Below are 19,005 nucleotides of genomic sequence, written 5' to 3'. Positions count from 1 at the left end.
GCGAGACCCGCTCACCGCGACCGCGAGCCGGAGTAGTCGTGGCCGATGACGAGCGCGAGTGCGTGAACCGCGATGAGCCCGAGAAACATCGTGAGCCGGCCGAACGAGTCGATCCCCGCGACGATGACGGGGACGTAGACGATCGGAAGCAGGGCCCCGAGCCAGAAGCCCGCCGCGGTAACGGAGCGGTGCAGCGGCATCGGTACGATCAGCGCATCGCCTCGAGGTCGACGAATCCCTCTCCGTGGGCGGTGATCCAGGTCGTCGTCAACACGCTCCCGCTGGCGTGGCGCGGGAAGATGGCACACTCGTTGGGTGCATCATCGTTTTCGATGGTGACGTGTTCGAGTTCGACTGGCGGTTCCTCGCTGTCAGTGCGGTGGACATCGGCGTCGGTCATGCGGGATCAGGCGACGGGTACGCGCGCCGAGAGTTCCTATCCGGTCCCCTACTATTGTTATCGAGTGGGTAACGCCTCGAACGCGGACGATAGCGTTCGGTTCCGTCGGGTTCAGACGGTTCACTACCCCGGAACCGACCGCAACGAGGGCCGACGTGTACGACGCCGCTATGGCACGGATTCCGGACAGTCATCGCCGTATCAACGCAATAACTGATCGTTTCCGCCGGTCGCGTGCCGTCGAACGGCCGCCGGGACGCCGCGACTCCGACGGCCGGGCCTACGCCGAGGCGGGCTCCGGCCGGGCGTCGAGCGTGAGTCGCGTCGTCTCGGATCGCCCGTTCCGGCGGAACCGGATATCGAGCGCCTCGCCGGGACTGGTCTCGAGCGCGAGGTACGTCGAGAGGGCGTGGCGGTCGGGGATCGGCGTCCCGTCGAACGCGCGGATGACGTCGCCGCCGACGGGGATGGCCTCGCCGCGGCGCTCGACGGTCCCCGAGGCCGGCTCGAGGACGCCGTCGGCCGCCGAGCCGTCGACGACGGCGGTGACGAGGACGCCGCTGGCCTCGTCGAGGCCGTTCGCATCGGCGACGAGCCGGTCGACGGATCTGAGCCCGACCCCCATGTATGAGTGGTCGTAGGAGCGGTCCGCGAGCAACGACGGGACCACGCGCTCGGTGAGCGCGGCCGAGATGGCGAAGCCGATGTTGTCGCCGCCGCCGGAGTTGACGACGCCGACGACCTCGCCGTCGAGGTTCGCGAGCGGGCCGCCGCTGTTGCCGGGGTTGACCGCGGCGTCGGTCTGGACGACGTTCGGGAAGGAGAACTGCCGCTGCGGGACGTCGAGCGTCCGATCGACGCCGCTGACGATCCCCGCGGACATCGACCCCTCGAGGCCGTAGGGGTTGCCGACCGCGGCCACCTGCTGGCCGACGACCGGTCGGTCGTCGGTCAGCGACAGCGGCGTCGCCGAGTCGGGAACGTAATCGACCTCGAGGACGGCCAGATCGCTGTGGTAGTCGCTGCCGACGAGCGTGGTGCCGGCCCAGTCGCCGGTGACGTACTGGAGGTCCGCGGCCTCGGCACCGGCGACGACGTGGTGGTTGGTGACGACGTGGTCCTCGTCGTAGAGAAAGCCCGAACCCTGGCCTCGCCCCCGTTCGCCCGTCGACGGGTTCTCGACGCCGAAGGCACGCACCTGTGTCACCGATTCGATGATCTCGTTGTAGAGGTCGGTAAACGCCGAGCCGTCGGCGAGGTTCCCGCGGTTGTCGAACGAGGAGTCGCCCTCGATCGAACTGTCGGCTCGGGGTTCGGCACAGCCGGCGACCGCAGCGACCCCAGCACTTGCGGCCGCGAGAAAGGAACGGCGATCCAGTCGGAACTCGTTCATGTCGTGACCTTGGACCCGATCCATTTGAACGTCGGGGCTAGCGATCGGCGCGTTCGAGGGTCGCCGGCCGCCGAACCGGACGGCCCCATCGTCGACACCACGGTCGGCCTCGCGAAGGGAAAACGTGTTACCCGCGGCTCCCCGAGTCCCGAGACATGATCACGGAAGACGCCCGTGCGCTGCTGTCGACGGGTGCCGTCTGCGACTCGTGTCTCGGACGGCCCTTCGCCGATCGCAGTTTCGGGCTGACCAACGCCGAACGCGGCCGGGCGCTGCGGACGACCGTCGCGCTGGCCGACGACGAGGACTTCGAGACGACCGCACCCGCGGACTGCTGGGTCTGTGAGGGGTACTGCGGCACGTTCGACGCCGTCGCCGAGACCATCGTCGACGCCCTCGAGGGAACCGAGTTCGCCACCTATCAGGTCGGGACCCGCGTCCCGCCGCTGGTCGAGGAGAACGAGCGCCTGCTCCGGGAGGACGCTGGCCTCGAGCCCGACGTCGGCGAATCGATGAAACGCGAGATGAACCGCGAAGTCGGCCGGCGCGTCGGCGCGACGACCGAGACCGAGGTCGACTTCGACCGACCGGACGTCCTCGCGGTCGTCGATCTCGCAGGGTTCGACCCGCTCGAGGCGCTCGAGGCGGAGACGGTCACGAGCCACGCGGTCGATGTCCAGATCAACCCCGCGTTCGTCTACGGCCGCTACCGCAAGCTCGAGCGGGACATCCCCCAGACGGAGTGGCCCTGCCGGGAGTGTGGCGGCAGCGGCGTCCAGCTGGGCGACGACGGCGAGGAGCCCTGTGACTACTGCGGCGGCTCGGGCTACATGTACGACACCAGCGTCGAACAGGTCGTCCGCCCCCACGTCGTCGACGCCATGGACGGCGACGAGGGCACCTTCCACGGCGCGGGCCGCGAGGACGTCGACGCCCGCATGCTCGAGGAGGGGCGGCCGTTCGTCCTCGAGGTGAAACGCCCCGCGGTGCGCGACCCCGACCCGGCCGAGCTCGAGGCCGAGATCAACGACGCCGCCGACGGCGCGGTCGAGGTCGACGGCCTGCGGCTGGCGACCTACGAGATGGTCGAGCGCGTCAAGGAACACGACGCGAGCAAGCACTACCGGGCCGACGTGGCGTTCGCCGAACCGGTCGACGGGGACGCCTTCGAGACCGCCCTCGACGAACTCGAGGGGACGACCGTCGAGCAGTACACGCCGGAGCGAGTCGACCACCGCCGGGCGGGGCTGACCCGCGAGCGGACCGTCTACGCCATCGACGGCGACCTGCGATCGCCCACCGAGGCCGAGGTCCGACTCCACGGCGAGGGCGGCCTCTACGTCAAGGAACTGATCAGCAGCGACGGCGGCCGGACCGAACCCAGCCTCGCGGGCCTGCTCGGGACCGACGCCGAGGTGACGGCGCTTGACGTGACCGGTGTCGAAGGAGAGAACGAGCCGTTCGAGCGCGAGGCGTACTTCCTGGACGAGCCGCGCGACGGCTCCGAGCCGGCGACGGGAGACGCCTGAGCCGCCGTCGGCCGCTCGGTCGAAACGGGCGGCTCACGCCCCGGCTACTGTTCCGGAGATCCGTCGACGGACGCCTCCTCGAGTTGTCGCTTGAGGAGCCGAAAGTCCGCCGCGCGTCGCTTGCCCACCAGAGCGGTCAGTTCCTCGTACGCGATCTCGTCGTCGTAGTAGGCGGCGGCGACCTCCCCTTCGAGCGGTCCCTCCCGCGCGTTCTCGAGGTAGTCCCGAAGCGCGGCGACGAGCAGTTCGGACCGGCTCGTCCCGAGCGCGGTCGCGAGAACGTCGGCTCGCTCGAGGAGCCGATCGGGCGCGTCGACCTCGAGTCCCTCGCTGTCGGATTGCACGACGCGCCGGTTTCGAGGCCACGGACAAATATCGTGCGACACGCGACGCGGTGAATCGGGGACAGACAACGCAACCGTTTAGCGCCCGGCGACGGATCCACGTCGTATGCCATTCGGCGTCGACGAGGCCGGCAAGGGCCCCGCGCTGGGATCGATGTTCGCCGCGGCCGTCCACTGCGACGCGCCCGACGATCTCCCCGACGGGATCAGGGACTCGAAGCGGCTCTCGCCCGAGCGACGCGAGGAGCTGGCGGCGACACTGCGGGGCGACGACCGGATCGCGATCGGCGTCGCCGAGATCACGCCGGCGCGGATCGACGACCCCGAGACCGACATGAACTCGCTGGCGGTCGCGGCCCACGCGACGGCCATCGAGGGCGCGCTCGCGGACCGCGCTCGCGTCGCGAGCGCGGACGAGCAGTTCTCGGGGCTCTGTGACGCCTGTGACACCGACGCCGACCGGTTCGCCCGGCGGGTCGCCGACGCCTGCTCGCTCGAGGCCCTCACCGTCGATGCACGCCACGGTGCCGACGACGAATCGCCGCTGGTCGGCGCGGCCAGCATCGTCGCCAAAGTCGAACGGGATTCCCACGTCGCTGCGCTGGCCGACGAGTACGGCCCGGTCGGCAGCGGCTACCCGGGCGATTCGACGACCCGCGAGTTCCTCGCGGACTACGTCGACGAACACGGCAACCTCCCGCCGTTCGCGCGGGCGTCGTGGTCGACCTGCGAGGACGCGCTGGCCGCGGCCGAACAGACCGGGCTCGAGCAGTTCTGACCGGCCTGCCGTTCCGATCGGCATCTATATCGTGACCACAGTCGTCCTGTCACCGTGAGTGAAATGCGCGTTCGAACGCTCGTCTACGCCGCGGCGGCAGGTCTCGCAACGTTTCTCGTCGTCTTCGTCGCTGTGTCGGAACTCCTGCTCCCGTACCTCGAGTTCTCGGTACTCGTCGGACTGCCGGCCGGAATCGGGGCCGGCGTCCTGATCGCAGCCGTCGTTCTCGTCCAGTTCGGTCGAAACGCGGACGGCACGCCCCAACCGCTCGCGCTGGGCCTCGGGACGTTCGGCGTCACCTTCCTCACCATCTTGGTCGTCGCGCTCGTCTTGCTCCGGGCGGGCGTGATCGGTTCGATCGTGAGCGCGACCGGCATCGGTATCGTTGGGGGACTCGTCGTCGGGATTCGGGCTCGACGCGAGAAACCGCCGACTGGATAGCGCGATACGCGACGAGTATGGAACGGGTTCGTCTCGGTGACAGCCGACTCGAGCGACGCCACGAGAGGATCAAACTCCCCGCGATCAACTGCGCCAGACCGCGTAGACGTAGCAGCCGACGCCGAGAAAGACCAGCAGCGAGGAGAGCGTATCGGCGGCGCTCGAGTCCGTGAGGAGGGCCACGACATTCAACAGGCCGCCGGCGACGAGGCTGCCCGCGCCCAGGGTCAGCACCGGTTCCGACCGCGACCGCTGCCCGTATAGCATTGCTCCCACCGCGATCGCGATGATTCCGAAGCCGAATTCCGTGAGCGTCACCGCTCGCGGGTCGTTCGTGGCCGTCGCGTAGGCGAAGACGGCGAAGTAGCTCAGAATCATGGCGGTGACCGCTCGAGAGCGAGCCGGTGAGCCGGCAGTCAGATCCATAGCCGGTCGACGGACTCCCGGCCCTTAGCCTTCGAGGGTTTCGGCCCACTCGAGACCCAGCCCCTCGTGGACGACGAACTCGAAGGCGTTGATGAAGTAGTGGGCGACGACGACGACCAGCAGGCTGCCGGTGACGATATAGACGGCCGCGAGGCCGAACCCGAGCAGGCCGGTGACGACGACGCCGACCGAGCCCTGCATCCCGTGCCCGAGGGCGAAGGCGATCGAGGACCCGACCGCGAGGAGCCATGGCGAGACGCCGTAGCCGGCCGCCGGGACGCCGATCAGCGCCGCCCGGAAAAGCAGTTCCTCGAAGCCGGCGATGATCGGCAACACGCCGACCAGCAGGACGAGCCAGCCCGTCGCCGAATCCGGCGAAAGCAGTTCCCGCAACGCCTCGTCGTGATCGAACCCGAACCGGGTCGCCCCCGCCGCGGCGAGTTCGTTCCCGACGTAGAATCCGAACCCGGCGATCGTCCCCAGAAGCAGGCCGGACTCGAGGTACGAGAGGGAGAACTCGACGCCCAAGGCCGACGCCGGGATCGCCGTGTAGATCGCCGCGCCGAGCAAGAGGAGCGCGAACAGCCCCTGGGAGAACGCGACGTTGGCGAGGACCATCCCCGTCGAGAGCGAGTCCGGATCGACCCCGCGATCCGCCGGGTGGTCCGCATCGAGAGCGGACGCAGCCGGGTCGCTCGAGTCGGTGTTCGTGTCCCCATCGGGCTCGGTACCGGCATCGGTGGCGCTCGGCGGCGTCGCCGATCTCTCTACCGGGCGCTCACCGTCGCTCGAGGCGTGGGTCGCCGACCCGGGCCGGCCCCGGCCGTGAGCGTCGGGTGGCCGCGACCCGTCGTCGTCCGATGACGGCTCGCGGAAGGCGTCGGTAGACGGCGGCGACTCGCCGGCCGATGCGTCGCTTCTCGCTGTCGCCGGTCCGTCAGTGACGTCGTCGGCTCCGTCGGTAAACGCCGACTGGGTGAGATGCGATAAAACGAGCAGCAACGCGAGGACGACGCCCGTGAGACCGAGGAACGTCGCCCACTGGGGCATTTACTGCGGGCTCGGGTTCGAGCCGCCGGCGGAGCCGACGGTGCCCTGATCGAACGCGGTGCCAGTGATCGACTTGAGTCGGTCGACCAGCGAGTCCTTCTTCGGTTCGCCCATCAGGGCGACGTCCAAGACCTCGCTGATGTTCGAGCAGGGGATGATCTCGATCATGTCCTCGTACTCGTCCTCGATCATCACGTCCTGTTCGTTCGCTTCGGGGATGATGACCTTCGTACAGCCGGCCTTGGCGGCGGCCTCGATCTTGTGGGTGACCCCGCCGACCGGCAGCACGTCGCCGCGCACGGAGAGCGATCCCGTCATGGCGACCGACTGGTCGACCGGGATGTTCTCGAGCGCCGAGATGACGGCGGTCGCCACGGTGATCGAGGCGGAGTCGCCGTCGACGCCCTGTTGGCCGGCCTGGACGAACTGGATGTGGATGTCCTTCTCCGAGAGGTCGACGTCGGAGAACTTCTTGATGATCGCGGAGACGTTCTGGACCGACTCCTCGGCCATCTCCTGCAGCTTCCCGGTGGCGATGACCTGTCCACCGCCCTGTGCGGGGGCGATCTCGGCCATGACCGGAAGCATGATGCCCGAGTCTTCGCCCATGACCGCGAGGCCGTTGACACGGCCCTCGACGCCGCCTTCGTTGACCTGCAGTTCGTAGTCCTTGCGGCGCTCGATGTAGTCGTCGGCGAGCTGTTGCTCGATCGACCGGGAGCGCTGCTTGGCCTGCAAGACGTCCTCGCGGGTGGTTCGGTCCCGATCCTCGGCACGGGCGATGTCGCCGGCGACGCGGACCAGGCCACCGAGGCTCCGGAAGTGCAGCGTGAGGTGGTTCTTGCGACCCGAGCGACGCTTGGCCTCGAGGATGAGTTCCTCGACGGCATCATCGGTGAAGTGAGGGAGACGCCCGTCGCGTTCGACCTCCTGAGCGATGAAGCGGGCGTACTTGCGCCGCATTTCGGGGGTGTCCTCGATGGTGTCGTCCATGTAGACTTCGTAGCCGTACCCCTTGATCCGGTTGCGCAGCGCGGGGTGCATGTTCTCCATGGCGTCGAGGTTGCCCGCCGCGACCATGATGAAGTCACAGGGGACGGGTTCGGTCTGGACCATCGCACCCGAGGAGCGCTCGGACTGGCCCGTGATGGCGAACTCGCCCTCCTGAATGGCCGTCATCAGCTTCTGCTGGGTGCGGATGTCGAGCGTGTTGATCTCGTCGACGAACAGCACGCCCTTGTTGGACTTGTGGATCGCGCCGGGTTCGACTCGGTCGTGACTCGGCGTCTCCATCCCGCCGGACTGGAAGGGGTCGTGGCGGACGTCGCCCAGCAAGGCGCCGGCGTGGGCACCCGTCGCGTCCTCGAAGGGCGCGACGCGCTGATCGCCGTTGTTGACGATCATGTTGGGGACCATCGCGTCCGAGCCCCGAGAGGTGTAGCGGAAGATCAGCCAGATGATCCCGGCTGCGAGGATACCAAGCAGGATCGGACCCGTGAGGATCGCGTACCCGATGACGATCGCGATGATGATCCACATCAGGATCGACCGCATCTGATTGCGCTTGCGGGCTTCCTCCTTGTGGGCGTCGATGATCTGCTCGCCTTTCCCAGCAGGAACGGTTCGGACTTTCGGCTCGTTACCGTCGTCCGGGTTGTGGTAGACTAAGACGTCTTGAAGATCTTCCTTCGGGAGCAGTTGGCTCATCGCCTTGGCCAGCATCGACTTGCCGGTCCCCGGGGAACCGATCATCATGACGTGGCGGCGCTGCTTGGCCGCCTTGATGATGATATCGCGTGCTTCGTCCTGGCCGATGACCTGATCGACGAGCCGATCCGGGACCTCGATGTCCTCGGTCGAATCGATCTTCAGTCCACCGAGAAGGTCGTCCTCGGCGATCTCCTCGTCGACCTCGACGCCGGGATCGACCTCGACCGTACTGCCGAGGTCCTCGACCGTCTCGAGGTCGTCGTCCTCGTCGGACGACGGGTCGAACCCGTCGATCGGCTCATCGAGGTCGTCGCCTCGGTCGCCCTCGTCCTCGAGCGGCGGCCGGTCTCCCTGACGCTCGGGGGGCTGCTCGCGCCCGTCCTCGTCGGGAGCAGCGTCCGAAGCGTCTTCGGGAGGATCGTCAACGTTCGTATCGTTACTCATAGAACTCTGTTCGGTATCTGTTTCGAAGGGATTGCGACTGATATACTTTCTCCATGCGGAGGATGGTGTCAGTTGCTGATACCGGCGGGAACAGCGCCCGACGTGGCTAATCAGGGAGCGACCGTCCCTGTTTTAATTCGGTACATATTCAACGAATGTATCGCTCGGTGATCGGTCAGCGTGACCGGCACGGGACGAGCGGGGGGCGACGGGGCGCTGTCGGTCAGTGTCCCGCGTTCGAGACGACTCGCCACGCTTAAGCGCCGTGCCCGAGCAGTTCCCGGCATGACTCGGGGGTTCTACATCGGTCGGTTCCAGCCGTTTCACAACGGCCATCTGAACATGGTCAAGCAGATCGCCGAAGACGTCGACGAACTCGTCCTCGGGATCGGGAGCGCCGACGACTCACACACCGTACGCAACCCGTTTACCGCGGGCGAACGCATCATGATGATCACGAAGTCGCTGGTCGAGTACGATCTGGTCACCTACGCCGTCCCGATCGAGGACTTAGAACGGAACTCGGTGTGGGTGAGCCACGTCCAGAGCATGAGCCCCGACTTCGACGTCGCCTACTCGAACAATCCGCTGGTCATCCAACTCTTCCGGGAAGCCGGCATCGAGATCCGCCAGTCCCCGATGTTCAACCGCGACGTCTTGGAGGGGTCGGAGGTCCGCGAACGGATGATCACCGACGGCGACTGGCAGTCGCTCGTGCCCGACGCCGTCGTCGAGGTCGTCGAGGAGATGGACGGTATCGAACGGATTCAGATGGTCAGCGATTCGGACTCGAACGGGGACTGATTTGGCCTCGAAAGTCGTAACCGAGCCCATGATCACGCTCGCGTCCGACTTCGGCTCGCCCTATCCCGCGGCGATGAAGGGCGTGCTGTTGCAACGCACCGATTCCCGGCTGGTCGACGTCGCACACGATTTCCCCCGACAGGACGTCCGTACGGCCGCCTTCTGGCTCCGAGAAGTACTGCCCTATTTTCCGCCGGCGACCCACCTGGTCGTCGTCGACCCCGGCGTCGGAACCGACCGCGACGCGATCGTTCTCCGTGCGGGCGATCACACGTTCGTCGGCCCCGACAACGGCGTCTTGGTCCCCGCGGCGACCCGACTCGCCGGATCCGAGAACCCCGAGTGCTACACCGTCGACGAGGCGGCGCTCGAGCCGGTCGAACCGACTGTCCCCGTCGAGTCGATCGACGGTGAGAGCCCACAGCGACCGCCGGGTGGCCGGAGCAACACGTTCCACGGTCGGGATGTCTTCGCGCCCGCGGCCGCCGCCGTCCACGAGGCCGATCCAGCGGCGCTGGACTCGCTCGAGTGGCTCGAACCGACGGCGATCGACGTCGAACTGACGTTGCCGACGCCGACGCTCGAAGACGGCCGAGCGGTCGGCGAGGTACTGGTGGTCGACGGCTTCGGGAACGCGATTACGAACGTCCCGGGCACCTATCTCGCGGACCGAGCGCGGATCGTCGCGAACGGCGACTCGGTCCCGATCGGCGACACGTTCGCCGCGGTGCCGGCGGGTGAGCGACTCGCGACCGTCGGGAGCCACGGCTACGTCGAACTCGACGTCAACCGCGGCCGCGGCGACGACGCGTTCGGCCTCGCACCGGGCGATCGGGTGGTCCTCGAGCCCGAAGGCGGCGAGGAAGCGGAGTAGTCAGTCATCGGCCGGCCGCGACCGCTGTCGCGCCGGATCGATCACGACCTCGCCGTCGGCATACACCGTCACGGCACACTCCGAGAACGTAAACGACACCGAACCGTCGCCGATCCGGGGCTCGTCGCCCCGCCAGTGGACGAACAGGGCGTTGAGTGCGTCCGGATCGATACACTCCGAAAGCGCCTCGAGATCGTCGGGCTCGACGCCGAGGACCGACGAGACGGTCATGAGCAGGGCCGTACTCACCGGTTCATAGGCGCGGTCGTCACACCACGTGTGGTAGGTCCCGCGGTCCTCGTCGTAGTAGACCGTCCGACCGTCAGTGTCACCGATCGGCGTCAGGGTGTCTCGCGGAGCGGTTCCGGACATACTAGACCTAGATGGTGTTTGTTAACACTTAACAGTAATGGCCATAATCGACCGGGACCGGCAGCAAGCGACACGAAAAAACGCGAACGCGGGAAACAGCGACGTTACTCGGCGGCGATGACGTCGTCGATACGGGCGATCATCGTCGCGGCCTCGGTCGCGCTCTCGACGGCCTCACGCTTGACGTCGGCGGGGTCGACGACGCCGTACTCGAAGGGATCGTCGATCGTGACCTCGTCACCGTCGGTGATCAGGCCCGCGCGGCCCTCGGAGTCGTGGGCGGCACGGAGGTCCACGAGCGCGTCGATGGGGTCGCGGCCGGTGTTGGCCGCGAGCGTCCGCGGGACGATGTCGACCGCGTCGGCGAAGGCCGTCACGGCGAGCTGTTTACGGCCCTCGATGCCGGCGGCTTCCTCGCGGACCTTGTCCGCGATCGCGATCTCGGTCGCGCCCGCGCCGGGGACGACCTCGCCGGACTCGAGCGCCGTCGCGACGACGTCCAAGGCGTCGCCGATGGCGCGCTCGAGTTCGTCGACGACGTGTTCGGTGCCGCCGCGAACGAAGACGGTGACCGTCTCGGCGGCCGCGCCGCCCTCGACGAACGCCAGGTCGTCGTCGCCGAAGTTCTCGGTGCGGATCCGGTCGGCGGAGCCGAGATCCTCGTCCTCGAGGTCGTCGAGGTCGCCGACGCGGCGCGCGCCGGTCGCGGAGGCGACCTGTCGGGCGTCGCTGTCGCCCAGCCCTTCGAAGACGAGAACGTCCTCGTTTGCCAGCGCGTTCGCGACGCGGTCGTGGACGTCCTCGGTCGTGAAGACGACGTCGGCCCCGCTATCGGCGACGGCCTCGGCGTAGCCCTCGAGTTCGCCCTCTTCGGCGTCGATGGCGGCGTTGAGCTGGTCGATCGAGTCGATGGCGTACTCGGCGTCGACGTCGCCGGTCCGGACGTCGAGTTCGACGTCCAGAATAGCGATCGACGCGTCTTCGACCGCGCTCGGCATGCCGTCGTGGGCGGGCTCCTCGTCGACGACGATCCCGGGGACGAGTTCGGTCGCGTTCGAGGAGGCACCGATCTGGGTGTGAACGGTGACGTTGTCGCGGGCGACGCCCTCGTCGGTATCGACGTGGCGGATCGCCTCGACGACGGTCTCGGCCAGGGACGCGGCGGTGAGTCCGCCGGTGCCCTTGCCGGTCATGCACGACTCGGCGACCTGTCGGAGGATTTCGTCGTCGACGTCGGCCTCGTTGACCTGCTCGTCGATCGCCTCGAGGGCGATCTCGGCGGCCTCGTGGTAGCCCTCGACGATCGTCGTCGCGTGGACGTCCTGCTCGATCAGGTCCTCGGCCTCGCCCAGCAGGTTGCCGGCCAGTACCGCGGCGGTGGTCGTCCCGTCACCGACTTCCTCCTCCTGGGTGTCGGAGACTTCGACGATCATCTGGGCCGCGGGGTGTTCGATGTCCATCTCGTTCAGGATGGTCGCGCCGTCGTTGGTGATGACGACGTCCCCGCCGGAGTCGACGAGCATCTTGTCCATACCGCGGGGTCCGAGTGTGGTACGTACCGACTCGGCCACGGCCTTGCCGGCCATGATGTTGGACGACTGGGCGTCCCGACCCTGCGTTCGCTGACTATCCTCGCTCATAATGAACATGGGCTGCCCACCCATGCGTCGCTGTTGTGCCATCGTTGATCCTCACTACCTATGTCGTTAGCACTTCTATATAAGCGTTTCCCTCCTACCACCGCTCCGTCTTGCGATTGCCCGTGTGAACCGTCGACACGACGGGTCGGCGACGAGCCGGTAGGGAAATATGGGTCCGCTCGGAATGGCCGGACGAATGCTGGAGCTGGAACACGGGTTCCGCGTCGTCGACGTCGCGACGCGGCTGCCGCCGGCGGACGGGACGGGGGTGCCCAGCGTACCGACGATCACCGCGGATCGACTCGAGCGGGAAATGCATCAGGCGGGGATCACGGGGTCGGTCGTCTTCCCACCCGCGCTTCCCGAGACGAGCTATCTCGCGCCGAACAACGGCGTCGCCAGGCGGAGCGTCGACCGCCCGTTCGTCGCCTTCGCCCGGATCAACGGGACCGAGACGCCGGGGCGGACGACCACCGACCGACTGCGCAACGCCGTCAGCGGCCGCGAGGACCACCACACCTCGCCGAGCGACATCGAGAAGTTCGCCTACGACGACCGCTTTCACGGGTTCGTCCTCGACCCCGCCGTCGATGACTACCCCGACGAGGACGTGCTGGCGGCCCTCGAGGACGTCGGCCTCCCCGTAATCGTCCGCGGCGGCGTCGATGCGCCTCCCGAAACCCTCGCCGAAACGATACTCGATCGGTCGTTCCCCGTCGTCGTCGGCCGGTTCGGCGGCCACCCGCTGAATCGGGAGCTGATGGACGAGATGATCGACCTCCTCGACGAGTACGACGACTGCTACCTCGAGACGAGTTTCGTCCGCTACCGCGAGCAGCTCGAGCGCGCCGTCCTCGAGCATCCCGACCGCGTCTTCTTCGGCAGCGGCGCGCCGGCCTGTCACCCCAACGTCGCGGTCATGGAGATCCTCACGCTGGACGTCTCCGAGGACATGCTTCGCCGTGCGTTTTCGAAAAACGCCTGTCGCGTGATCGACGCGCTCGCACCCGAGGCGGACGCCTGGAACTGAAACCGAGCGACGGCCGCGGTCCTGCCCGTTCGCGTCGGGGGTCGCGCGGTTCTCGTCGACCGCTCGGACTCCGCCCGCCGTCCGCCGACGAACGGATTTCGCCGACCTGCCACTCGACGACCGGACAGCGGCGGGTGAGCCGGCCCGCGAGGGGGCTCGCGCTTCGGGAACGAAGTGCATCGGGTTTCGACACGAGTGGTCCTCGATCCGCCTGAATTATTTACCAAATATCTCTATTCCTACGTTTCAGGTGCAAGATATTGGCCTGAATCATATACCAGGTATCACGAATTGCGTATTGATCGATAAATTCATCATCGTTCATGAGCGGGAACCGACTACATGCTCGAAGGATTTCCACTGGTACTGTTGCTCGCCGCGGCGGTGGCCTTTATCATCGTCGCCACGGCGAAGTTGGATCTGCACGCGTTCCTCGCACTGCTGATCGCCGCCTACCTGACCGGTCTCGCTGCGGGGCTCGATCCCGCGGAGGTCGCCTCGCTCGTGACCGACGGCTTTGGCGGCATCCTCGGCTACATCGGGATCGTCATCGTCGCCGGGACGATCATCGGCACCTGCCTCGAGCGCTCGGGTGCCGCCATCGTCATCGCGGAGACGGTACTGGACTACGTCGGAGAGGAGTACACCACGCAGGTGATGGCGATCACGGGAAGCATCGTCTCGATTCCGGTGTTCTGTGACTCCGGGTTCGTCATTCTCTCGGGTCTGAACCGGTCGCTCGCCGAGCGATCGGGACTCTCGCTGTCGACGCTCGGCGTCGCGCTCGCGGGCGGGCTCTACGTCACGCACGTCTTCGTGCCGCCGACGCCGGGGCCGATCGCCGCGGCCGGGATCATCGGCGCGGACATCGGTCTCGTCATGCTCGCCGGACTCATCGTCAGTGCCCCCATCGTCTTCGTCGCCGCGACGTGGGCCGACAGGGTCGCCTCGAACTACCACATCGACCCCAACCCCGAGATGACGATCGAGGAGATCAAAGCCGAGTACGGGTCGATGCCCTCGCGTGCGGCATCGTTCGCCCCGCTGCTCGTGCCGATCGCACTGATCGCCGTCGGCTCGATCGCCGCCTACCCCGAAGCGGAGAACCCGGAACTGATCACTGGAACGCTCCAGCGCTGGCTGCTGTTCCTCGGCGATCCGGCCGTCGCGCTGATCATCGGCGCGTTCATCTCCTTCGCGATCGTGCCCGACTTCACCAGCGACGTGACCGACGAGTGGGTCTCCGACGGGATCAAAAACGCCGCCGTCATCCTCGCGGTGACCGGCGCCGGCGGCGCGTTCGGCGAGGTCCTCTCGGCGCTGCCCCTCGAGAACTTCATCACCGACACGCTGGGCGGGCTCGGTATCGGCCTACTCGCCGCGTTCGTCGTCGCCGCGGCGATGAAATCCGCGCTCGGTTCCTCGACGGTCGCGATCCTGACGACGGCGGGGCTCGTCGCACCACTGCTTGGCTCGCTGGGCCTGGACACCGAGATCGGCAAGGTCTTCACCGTTCTCGCGATCGGGGCCGGCAGCATGACCGTCAGCCACGCCAACGACTCCTACTTCTGGATCATCACGGAGTTCACCGACATGGAGACGTCGACGGCCTACCAGGCCTGGACGCTCGCGACGCTGGTACTCGGCCTCTCGAGTATCGTCTGGATCGTCGTCCTCCGAAACGTCGCGGGACTGGCCTTCTAGCGGACGACCAGTACCCGCAGGTCGTTCAGGTTCGTGCCCGTCGGCCCCGTGCAAACGAGGCTATTTCTGGACTCGAGATACGGATAGACGTCGTTGTCGGCCAGCGCCGCCCGCGCCGCATCGGGGTCCTCGACGGTTGCTCCGTCGACGAGCGCGCCGGCCGCGTCGGTCGCGCCGTCGATGCCGTCGGTATCGACCGCGGCGACCGCGGCGTCGGTTCCGCTCGCCGCGAGCGACAGCGCCGCGCTCGTCGCGAACTCCTGGTTCGGGCCGCCCGCCCCGTCGCCGCGGACCGTCACCGTCGTCTCGCCGCCGGAAAGGACCACGGCCGGCGGCTCGAAGGGCGTCCCGGTGGCCCGGATCTCCTCCGCGATCGCGACGTGGGTCGTCGCCGCCTCGCGGGCCTCGCCACGGACGCGCGAGGAGAGGGTCAACGGCTCGTACCCCCGTTCGATCGCCGCGTCCCGTGCGGCCTCGAGGACGGTCATCCCGTCGGCGACGACGTGATTCGAAACGCGCTCGAACGCCGGGTCGTCCGCCCCGGGCGTCTCGGCGATCTCGCCGGCCGCGCCGCGCTCGAGGCGCTCGCGGACCGCGTCGGGCGCGTCGATCCCGTAACGCTCGAGAACGGCGAGCGCGTCGTCGAACGTCGACGCGTCGGGGGCGACCGGGCCGCTGGCGATCACGCTCAGATCGTTCCCGACCACGTCGCTGAGGATCACGCCGGCGACCGTCGCGGGGGCGGCCCGGCGGGCCAGCCGGCCGCCCTTCAGCGCCGAGAGGTGCTTCCGGACCGCATTGATCTCGCCGATGTCGGCCCCGCTCTCGAGTAAGGCGTCGGTCGTCGACTGCAGATCGGACAGCGACACGTCGCCGGCGGGCGCGGCCATGAGCGCGCTCCCGCCGCCGGTGATCGCCGCCAGCACGAGCGTGTCCTCGCTCGCCGCGTCGGCCGCCTCGAGCAGGACCCGCGTTCCCGCGACCCCGCGCTCGCTCGGCGTCGGATGGTCGCCCTCGCGGACCGTCACCCGATCCGTCTCGACGGGGTCGTCAGTGACGACCACACCCCCGTCGAGCCGGTCGCCCAAGACGTCCTCGAGCGCCGCGGCGACGTGGGCCGCGGCGTTGCCGCCCCCGAGGACGCGGACCTCGTCGTACGCACTGAGGTCGTAGGTCGCGTCGGCGACGCGGAGGGTCTCGCCCGCGAGCGAGACGGCCTCGCGGACGACAGTGCGTGGATGGCCCGCCTCGATGCCGGCCTCGACGCAGGCGAGCGCGGCCTCGCGGGCCTCGCTCGAGGCGAGTCGGTCGCGGTCCTCGATCACGTCTGTCCACCCCGGGCGGCGCGCGGTCGCGGACCGGCGTCGGCGCTCGCGGTTCGATCGGCGGCTCCCGTCGCTGTCATGTGTGAGCAGTCAGTCGCGACGGGCTAAAACTCGCGGATTCGATGCGCTTCGTGTCAGGCCGCTCGCGGGAATCGGGCGGGCGGACGTGTCGGCCGATTGTCTTTATACGGCGGGCCGCGGACTAGTCGACCATGAGCCCCACCCTGTCCCTTCGACCGCTGCTCGAGGACGAGAGTTGGCGGGCCGGACTCGTCGGTGGCGTGGCCGCCCTCCCGTTCACGACCGCCGCCTACGTCCGGACGGGAAGCGAACTCGCGCTCGGTCCGGTGTTCGTCGCCGGCCTCATCGCCGGCTATCTCGTCGCCGACCCGTCGGCGCGCGCTCGAGCCGCGAACAGAGCGGGCGTCATCGGCGTGCTGCCGGGGCTGTGGATGGTCGCCGATGTCTTGGTCTTCATCGCGACCGAAGTGGAACCGTCGGTGCTGGCGCGCGCAGCCGCCGTCGGCTTTCTAACGCTGTTTACCGCGTTGCTGTTCGGAATAGCCGTCGTACTCGCCGCCATCGGCGCGCGGGTCGGCGGCTGGCTGCGCGCGAAGACCCACTGGCTGCGCCCGGCCGGAATCACGATGTGAGAAGTGCTGGTCGCGCTCGCGCTCAGTCGTGTTTGAACGACCGCTGGCCCGTAAACGCCATCGCGGCATCCACCTTTTTCCACTCGGGTTCACTCCCGATGGTCGCTCACCCCTCGTGCAAAAATCTGGACCAAAAAGCCGCTCACTCACTACGTTCGCTCGCGGTTCTAATCGTGCCGGAACGACCGCTGACCCGTAAACGCCATCGCGGCATCCACCTTTTTCCACTCGGGTTCACTCCCGATGGTCGCTCACCCCTCGTGCAAAAATCTGGACCAAAAAGCCGCTCACTCACTATGTTCGCTCGCGGTTCTAATCGTGCCGGAACGACCGCTGACCCGTAAACGCCATCGCCATCCCGTGTTCGTCCGCGGCCTCGATCACGTCCTCGTCGTTGACCGAGCCGCCGGGCTGAATCACCGCCTCGATGCCCGCCTCGGCGGCCTCTTCGATGCCGTCCGGGAACGGGAAGAACGCGTCCGAGGCCATCACCGCGCCCTCGGCGTCTTTCCCCTCCGCGTGTTCGTCGGCCTTCATCGCCGCCAGTCGGACCGCGTCGACGCGGGAGACCTGCCCCATGCCGATCCCGACCGTCTCCGTGCCGTCGGCGAAGAGGATGCCGTTGGACTTGACGTGTTTCAGGGTCTGCCACGCGAAGACCATCGTCTCGAGTTCCTCGTCGGTGGGCTCGCGCTCGGTGACGACCTCGAGGTCGTCGACCGAGATCGACTGGAGGTCGCGTTCCTGGACCAGTCGACCGCCGACCAGCGGCTTCTCGGTGAAGCGCTCGGTCCGCTCGCCGAGTTCGCCCACGTCCAGCACGCGCAGGTTGTCCTTCTCGAAGAGGACCTCGAGGGCGTCGTCGGTGTAACCGGGCGCGACGACGACTTCCTTGAACGAGTCGATGATCTGTTCCGCGGTGGCGGCGTCGCACTTCCGGTTGAGCGCGACGATGCCGCCAAAGGCGCTCATCGGGTCCGTCGAGAGGGCCTTCTCGTACGCGTCAGAGAGCGAGTCGGCGGTCGCACAGCCCGCCGGGTTGGTGTGTTTGATGACCGCTGCTGCGGGCTCGTCGAACTCCTTGATGAGGTTCAGGGCGCCGTCGGCGTCGTTGTAGTTGTTGTACGAGAGCCCCTTCGCACCCTCGTTCAACTGGTCGGCGTGGACGACGCTGGCCTCGTCGGTGGTGTAGTCGGTGTAGACTGCCGCATCCTGATGGGGGTTTTCCCCGTAGCGGAGCGTGTCCGCGCGATCGTCCGAGACGACGCGCCGACTCGGCAAGCCATCGTGATCGGCGTCGTCGACGCCGGCCACGTCAGCATCGACGGTGACCTCGCCCGCCTCGAGGTCGACGTCTACTGCACCTTCAGCGAACCACTTGACCGCCCGCGGGTAGGCGCGGAACTCGCCCTCGTAGAGGACTCGCTCTTTGAGGTCGGCCTCGTCGTCGCCCTCGTAGACCGGGATCGGCTCCTGCGTGACGATCGGACCGGCGTCGACATCGTCCTCGACGACCGCGCCGTCCTCGTCGGTCGCGTCCGTGACGACGTGGACCGTACAGCCCGTGACCGAGACGCCCGCCTCGAGCGCGTCGCCCCAGGCGTCCATGCCGGGGAACGACGGCAACAGGGCGGGGTGAACGTTCAGCGTGGTGGGTGCTTCCTCGAGGAACGTCTCCGAGAGGATCCGCATGTAGCCGTCCAGACAAACGAGGTCGAACTCGTAGTCCGAGAGAGCCTCGAGGACCGCCTCCTCGTGATCGCGGCGGTCCATGTCGTCCTCGAGCGGGACGACTTCGGTCGGGATCCCGCGCTCGGCCGCGCCCTCCAGCACCGGTGCGTCCGGATCGGTCGCGAGGATCACGGCGAACGCGGCCCCGCCCGGCGCTCGGTCTGCGATGTTCAACAGGTTGCGCCCTCGGTTGCCGGCCATCCCGGCGATTCGCGTCATGGTCGGATGCCCGCCCGCGAGGGGCAAAGCCGTTGCGGTCTCGATCCTCAGAATATGCACGACCGTGTATTATTCCGGTAGTATTTCCGAGTCGGGCGCGCGAGATATGCACGCTCGTGGCCCTGTGTGGGTCGCGGT

The 19,005-nt window shown here is 67.7% G+C and carries 19 protein-coding genes; 8 read left to right on the top strand and 11 right to left on the bottom strand.

Annotated features, from left to right (window positions below; translation table 11 throughout):
- Window positions 1-11: 11 nt before the first annotated feature.
- From ACSBP4_RS09430 to ACSBP4_RS09420, 3 genes are all read right to left on the bottom strand, one after another.
- Entirely contained in the window at window positions 12-200 is a 189-nt protein-coding gene (locus tag ACSBP4_RS09430; protein WP_006181386.1) for a hypothetical protein, read from the bottom strand.
- Window positions 201-208: 8 nt separating this feature from the next.
- Window positions 209-400 (bottom strand): DUF7511 domain-containing protein, encoded by a 192-nt coding sequence (locus ACSBP4_RS09425; RefSeq protein WP_006181387.1) that lies wholly within the window; start codon window positions 398-400, stop codon window positions 209-211.
- Window positions 401-680: 280 nt separating this feature from the next.
- Window positions 681-1,793: a S1C family serine protease gene (locus tag ACSBP4_RS09420; RefSeq protein ID WP_435552063.1), complete on the bottom strand. Its 1,113-nt coding sequence runs from the start codon at window positions 1,791-1,793 to the stop codon at window positions 681-683.
- Window positions 1,794-1,948: 155 nt separating this feature from the next.
- Between ACSBP4_RS09420 and ACSBP4_RS09415 the strand changes: the two genes are divergently transcribed.
- A complete protein-coding gene (locus ACSBP4_RS09415) occupies window positions 1,949-3,322 on the top strand; it encodes a tRNA pseudouridine(54/55) synthase Pus10 (RefSeq protein ID WP_435552062.1) in 1,374 nt (457 codons plus the stop codon).
- Window positions 3,323-3,366: 44 nt separating this feature from the next.
- Here ACSBP4_RS09415 and ACSBP4_RS09410 read toward each other — a convergent pair whose 3' ends face one another.
- Entirely contained in the window at window positions 3,367-3,666 is a 300-nt protein-coding gene (locus tag ACSBP4_RS09410; RefSeq protein WP_006650160.1) for a ribbon-helix-helix protein, CopG family, read from the bottom strand.
- Between the two features lie 106 nt (window positions 3,667-3,772).
- Here ACSBP4_RS09410 and rnhB point away from each other — a divergent pair, with 106 nt between their 5' ends.
- Entirely contained in the window at window positions 3,773-4,444 is a 672-nt protein-coding gene (gene rnhB, locus ACSBP4_RS09405; protein ID WP_435552061.1) for a ribonuclease HII, read from the top strand.
- A 63-nt stretch (window positions 4,445-4,507) separates the two neighbouring features.
- Window positions 4,508-4,885, top strand: coding sequence for a hypothetical protein (locus ACSBP4_RS09400; RefSeq protein WP_435552112.1), 378 nt, complete (start codon window positions 4,508-4,510; stop codon window positions 4,883-4,885).
- Window positions 4,886-4,969: 84 nt separating this feature from the next.
- Here ACSBP4_RS09400 and ACSBP4_RS09395 read toward each other — a convergent pair whose 3' ends face one another.
- Genes ACSBP4_RS09395 through lonB form a run of 3 tightly spaced genes read right to left on the bottom strand, consistent with a single transcriptional unit; the run spans window position 4,970 to window position 8,515 of the window.
- Window positions 4,970-5,311 (bottom strand): hypothetical protein, encoded by a 342-nt coding sequence (locus ACSBP4_RS09395; protein WP_049964928.1) that lies wholly within the window; start codon window positions 5,309-5,311, stop codon window positions 4,970-4,972.
- Window positions 5,312-5,335: 24 nt separating this feature from the next.
- Window positions 5,336-6,361, bottom strand: coding sequence for a CPBP family glutamic-type intramembrane protease (locus ACSBP4_RS09390; RefSeq protein ID WP_435552060.1), 1,026 nt, complete (start codon window positions 6,359-6,361; stop codon window positions 5,336-5,338).
- Window positions 6,362-8,515, bottom strand: coding sequence for an ATP-dependent protease LonB (gene lonB / locus ACSBP4_RS09385; protein ID WP_435552059.1), 2,154 nt, complete (start codon window positions 8,513-8,515; stop codon window positions 6,362-6,364).
- Between the two features lie 285 nt (window positions 8,516-8,800).
- Between lonB and ACSBP4_RS09380 the strand changes: the two genes are divergently transcribed.
- Window positions 8,801-9,319: a nicotinamide-nucleotide adenylyltransferase gene (locus ACSBP4_RS09380; RefSeq protein WP_006650155.1), complete on the top strand. Its 519-nt coding sequence runs from the start codon at window positions 8,801-8,803 to the stop codon at window positions 9,317-9,319.
- 28 nt (window positions 9,320-9,347) lie between these two features.
- Window positions 9,348-10,193 carry an SAM hydrolase/SAM-dependent halogenase family protein gene (locus ACSBP4_RS09375; protein ID WP_435552058.1) on the top strand — a complete coding sequence of 282 codons (846 nt, stop codon included), beginning with the start codon at window positions 9,348-9,350 and terminating at the stop codon, window positions 10,191-10,193.
- Here ACSBP4_RS09375 and ACSBP4_RS09370 read toward each other — a convergent pair whose 3' ends face one another.
- Together ACSBP4_RS09370 and thsA are read right to left on the bottom strand one after the other, a co-directional pair.
- Entirely contained in the window at window positions 10,194-10,565 is a 372-nt protein-coding gene (locus ACSBP4_RS09370; RefSeq protein ID WP_049964932.1) for a HalOD1 output domain-containing protein, read from the bottom strand.
- Between the two features lie 104 nt (window positions 10,566-10,669).
- Window positions 10,670-12,214: a thermosome subunit alpha gene (thsA, locus tag ACSBP4_RS09365; protein ID WP_049964933.1), complete on the bottom strand. Its 1,545-nt coding sequence runs from the start codon at window positions 12,212-12,214 to the stop codon at window positions 10,670-10,672.
- Window positions 12,215-12,401: 187 nt separating this feature from the next.
- On the opposite strand from thsA, the gene ACSBP4_RS09360 reads away from it, so the two are divergent.
- The gene (locus ACSBP4_RS09360; RefSeq protein WP_435552057.1) at window positions 12,402-13,235 is read left to right on the top strand and encodes an amidohydrolase family protein; all 834 of its coding nucleotides are present in this window, start codon (window positions 12,402-12,404) and stop codon (window positions 13,233-13,235) included.
- Between the two features lie 342 nt (window positions 13,236-13,577).
- Window positions 13,578-14,939, top strand: coding sequence for a GntP family permease (locus ACSBP4_RS09355; protein WP_435552056.1), 1,362 nt, complete (start codon window positions 13,578-13,580; stop codon window positions 14,937-14,939).
- Here ACSBP4_RS09355 and ACSBP4_RS09350 read toward each other — a convergent pair.
- On the bottom strand, window positions 14,936-16,264 hold the full coding sequence (locus ACSBP4_RS09350) for a glycerate kinase type-2 family protein (protein WP_435552055.1): 1,329 nt from the start codon (window positions 16,262-16,264) through the stop codon (window positions 14,936-14,938). The genes ACSBP4_RS09355 and ACSBP4_RS09350 overlap by 4 nt on opposite strands.
- 212 nt (window positions 16,265-16,476) lie before the next feature.
- On the opposite strand from ACSBP4_RS09350, the gene ACSBP4_RS09345 reads away from it, so the two are divergent.
- Complete coding sequence (locus ACSBP4_RS09345; protein ID WP_373631380.1) at window positions 16,477-16,917, top strand: DUF5518 domain-containing protein; 441 nt, start codon at window positions 16,477-16,479, stop codon at window positions 16,915-16,917.
- Between the two features lie 312 nt (window positions 16,918-17,229).
- Here ACSBP4_RS09345 and purH read toward each other — a convergent pair whose 3' ends face one another.
- Window positions 17,230-18,867 carry a bifunctional phosphoribosylaminoimidazolecarboxamide formyltransferase/IMP cyclohydrolase gene (gene purH, locus ACSBP4_RS09340; protein WP_435552054.1) on the bottom strand — a complete coding sequence of 546 codons (1,638 nt, stop codon included), beginning with the start codon at window positions 18,865-18,867 and terminating at the stop codon, window positions 17,230-17,232.
- Window positions 18,868-19,005 lie beyond the last annotated feature (138 nt).

It is taken from the genome of Natrinema sp. CGMCC1.2065, from assembly GCF_051225675.1.
Lineage (GTDB): Archaea > Halobacteriota > Halobacteria > Halobacteriales > Natrialbaceae > Natrinema > Natrinema thermotolerans.
Note: the sequence above shows the minus strand (reverse complement) of the source record. Positions and strands in the feature narration are given on the sequence as shown.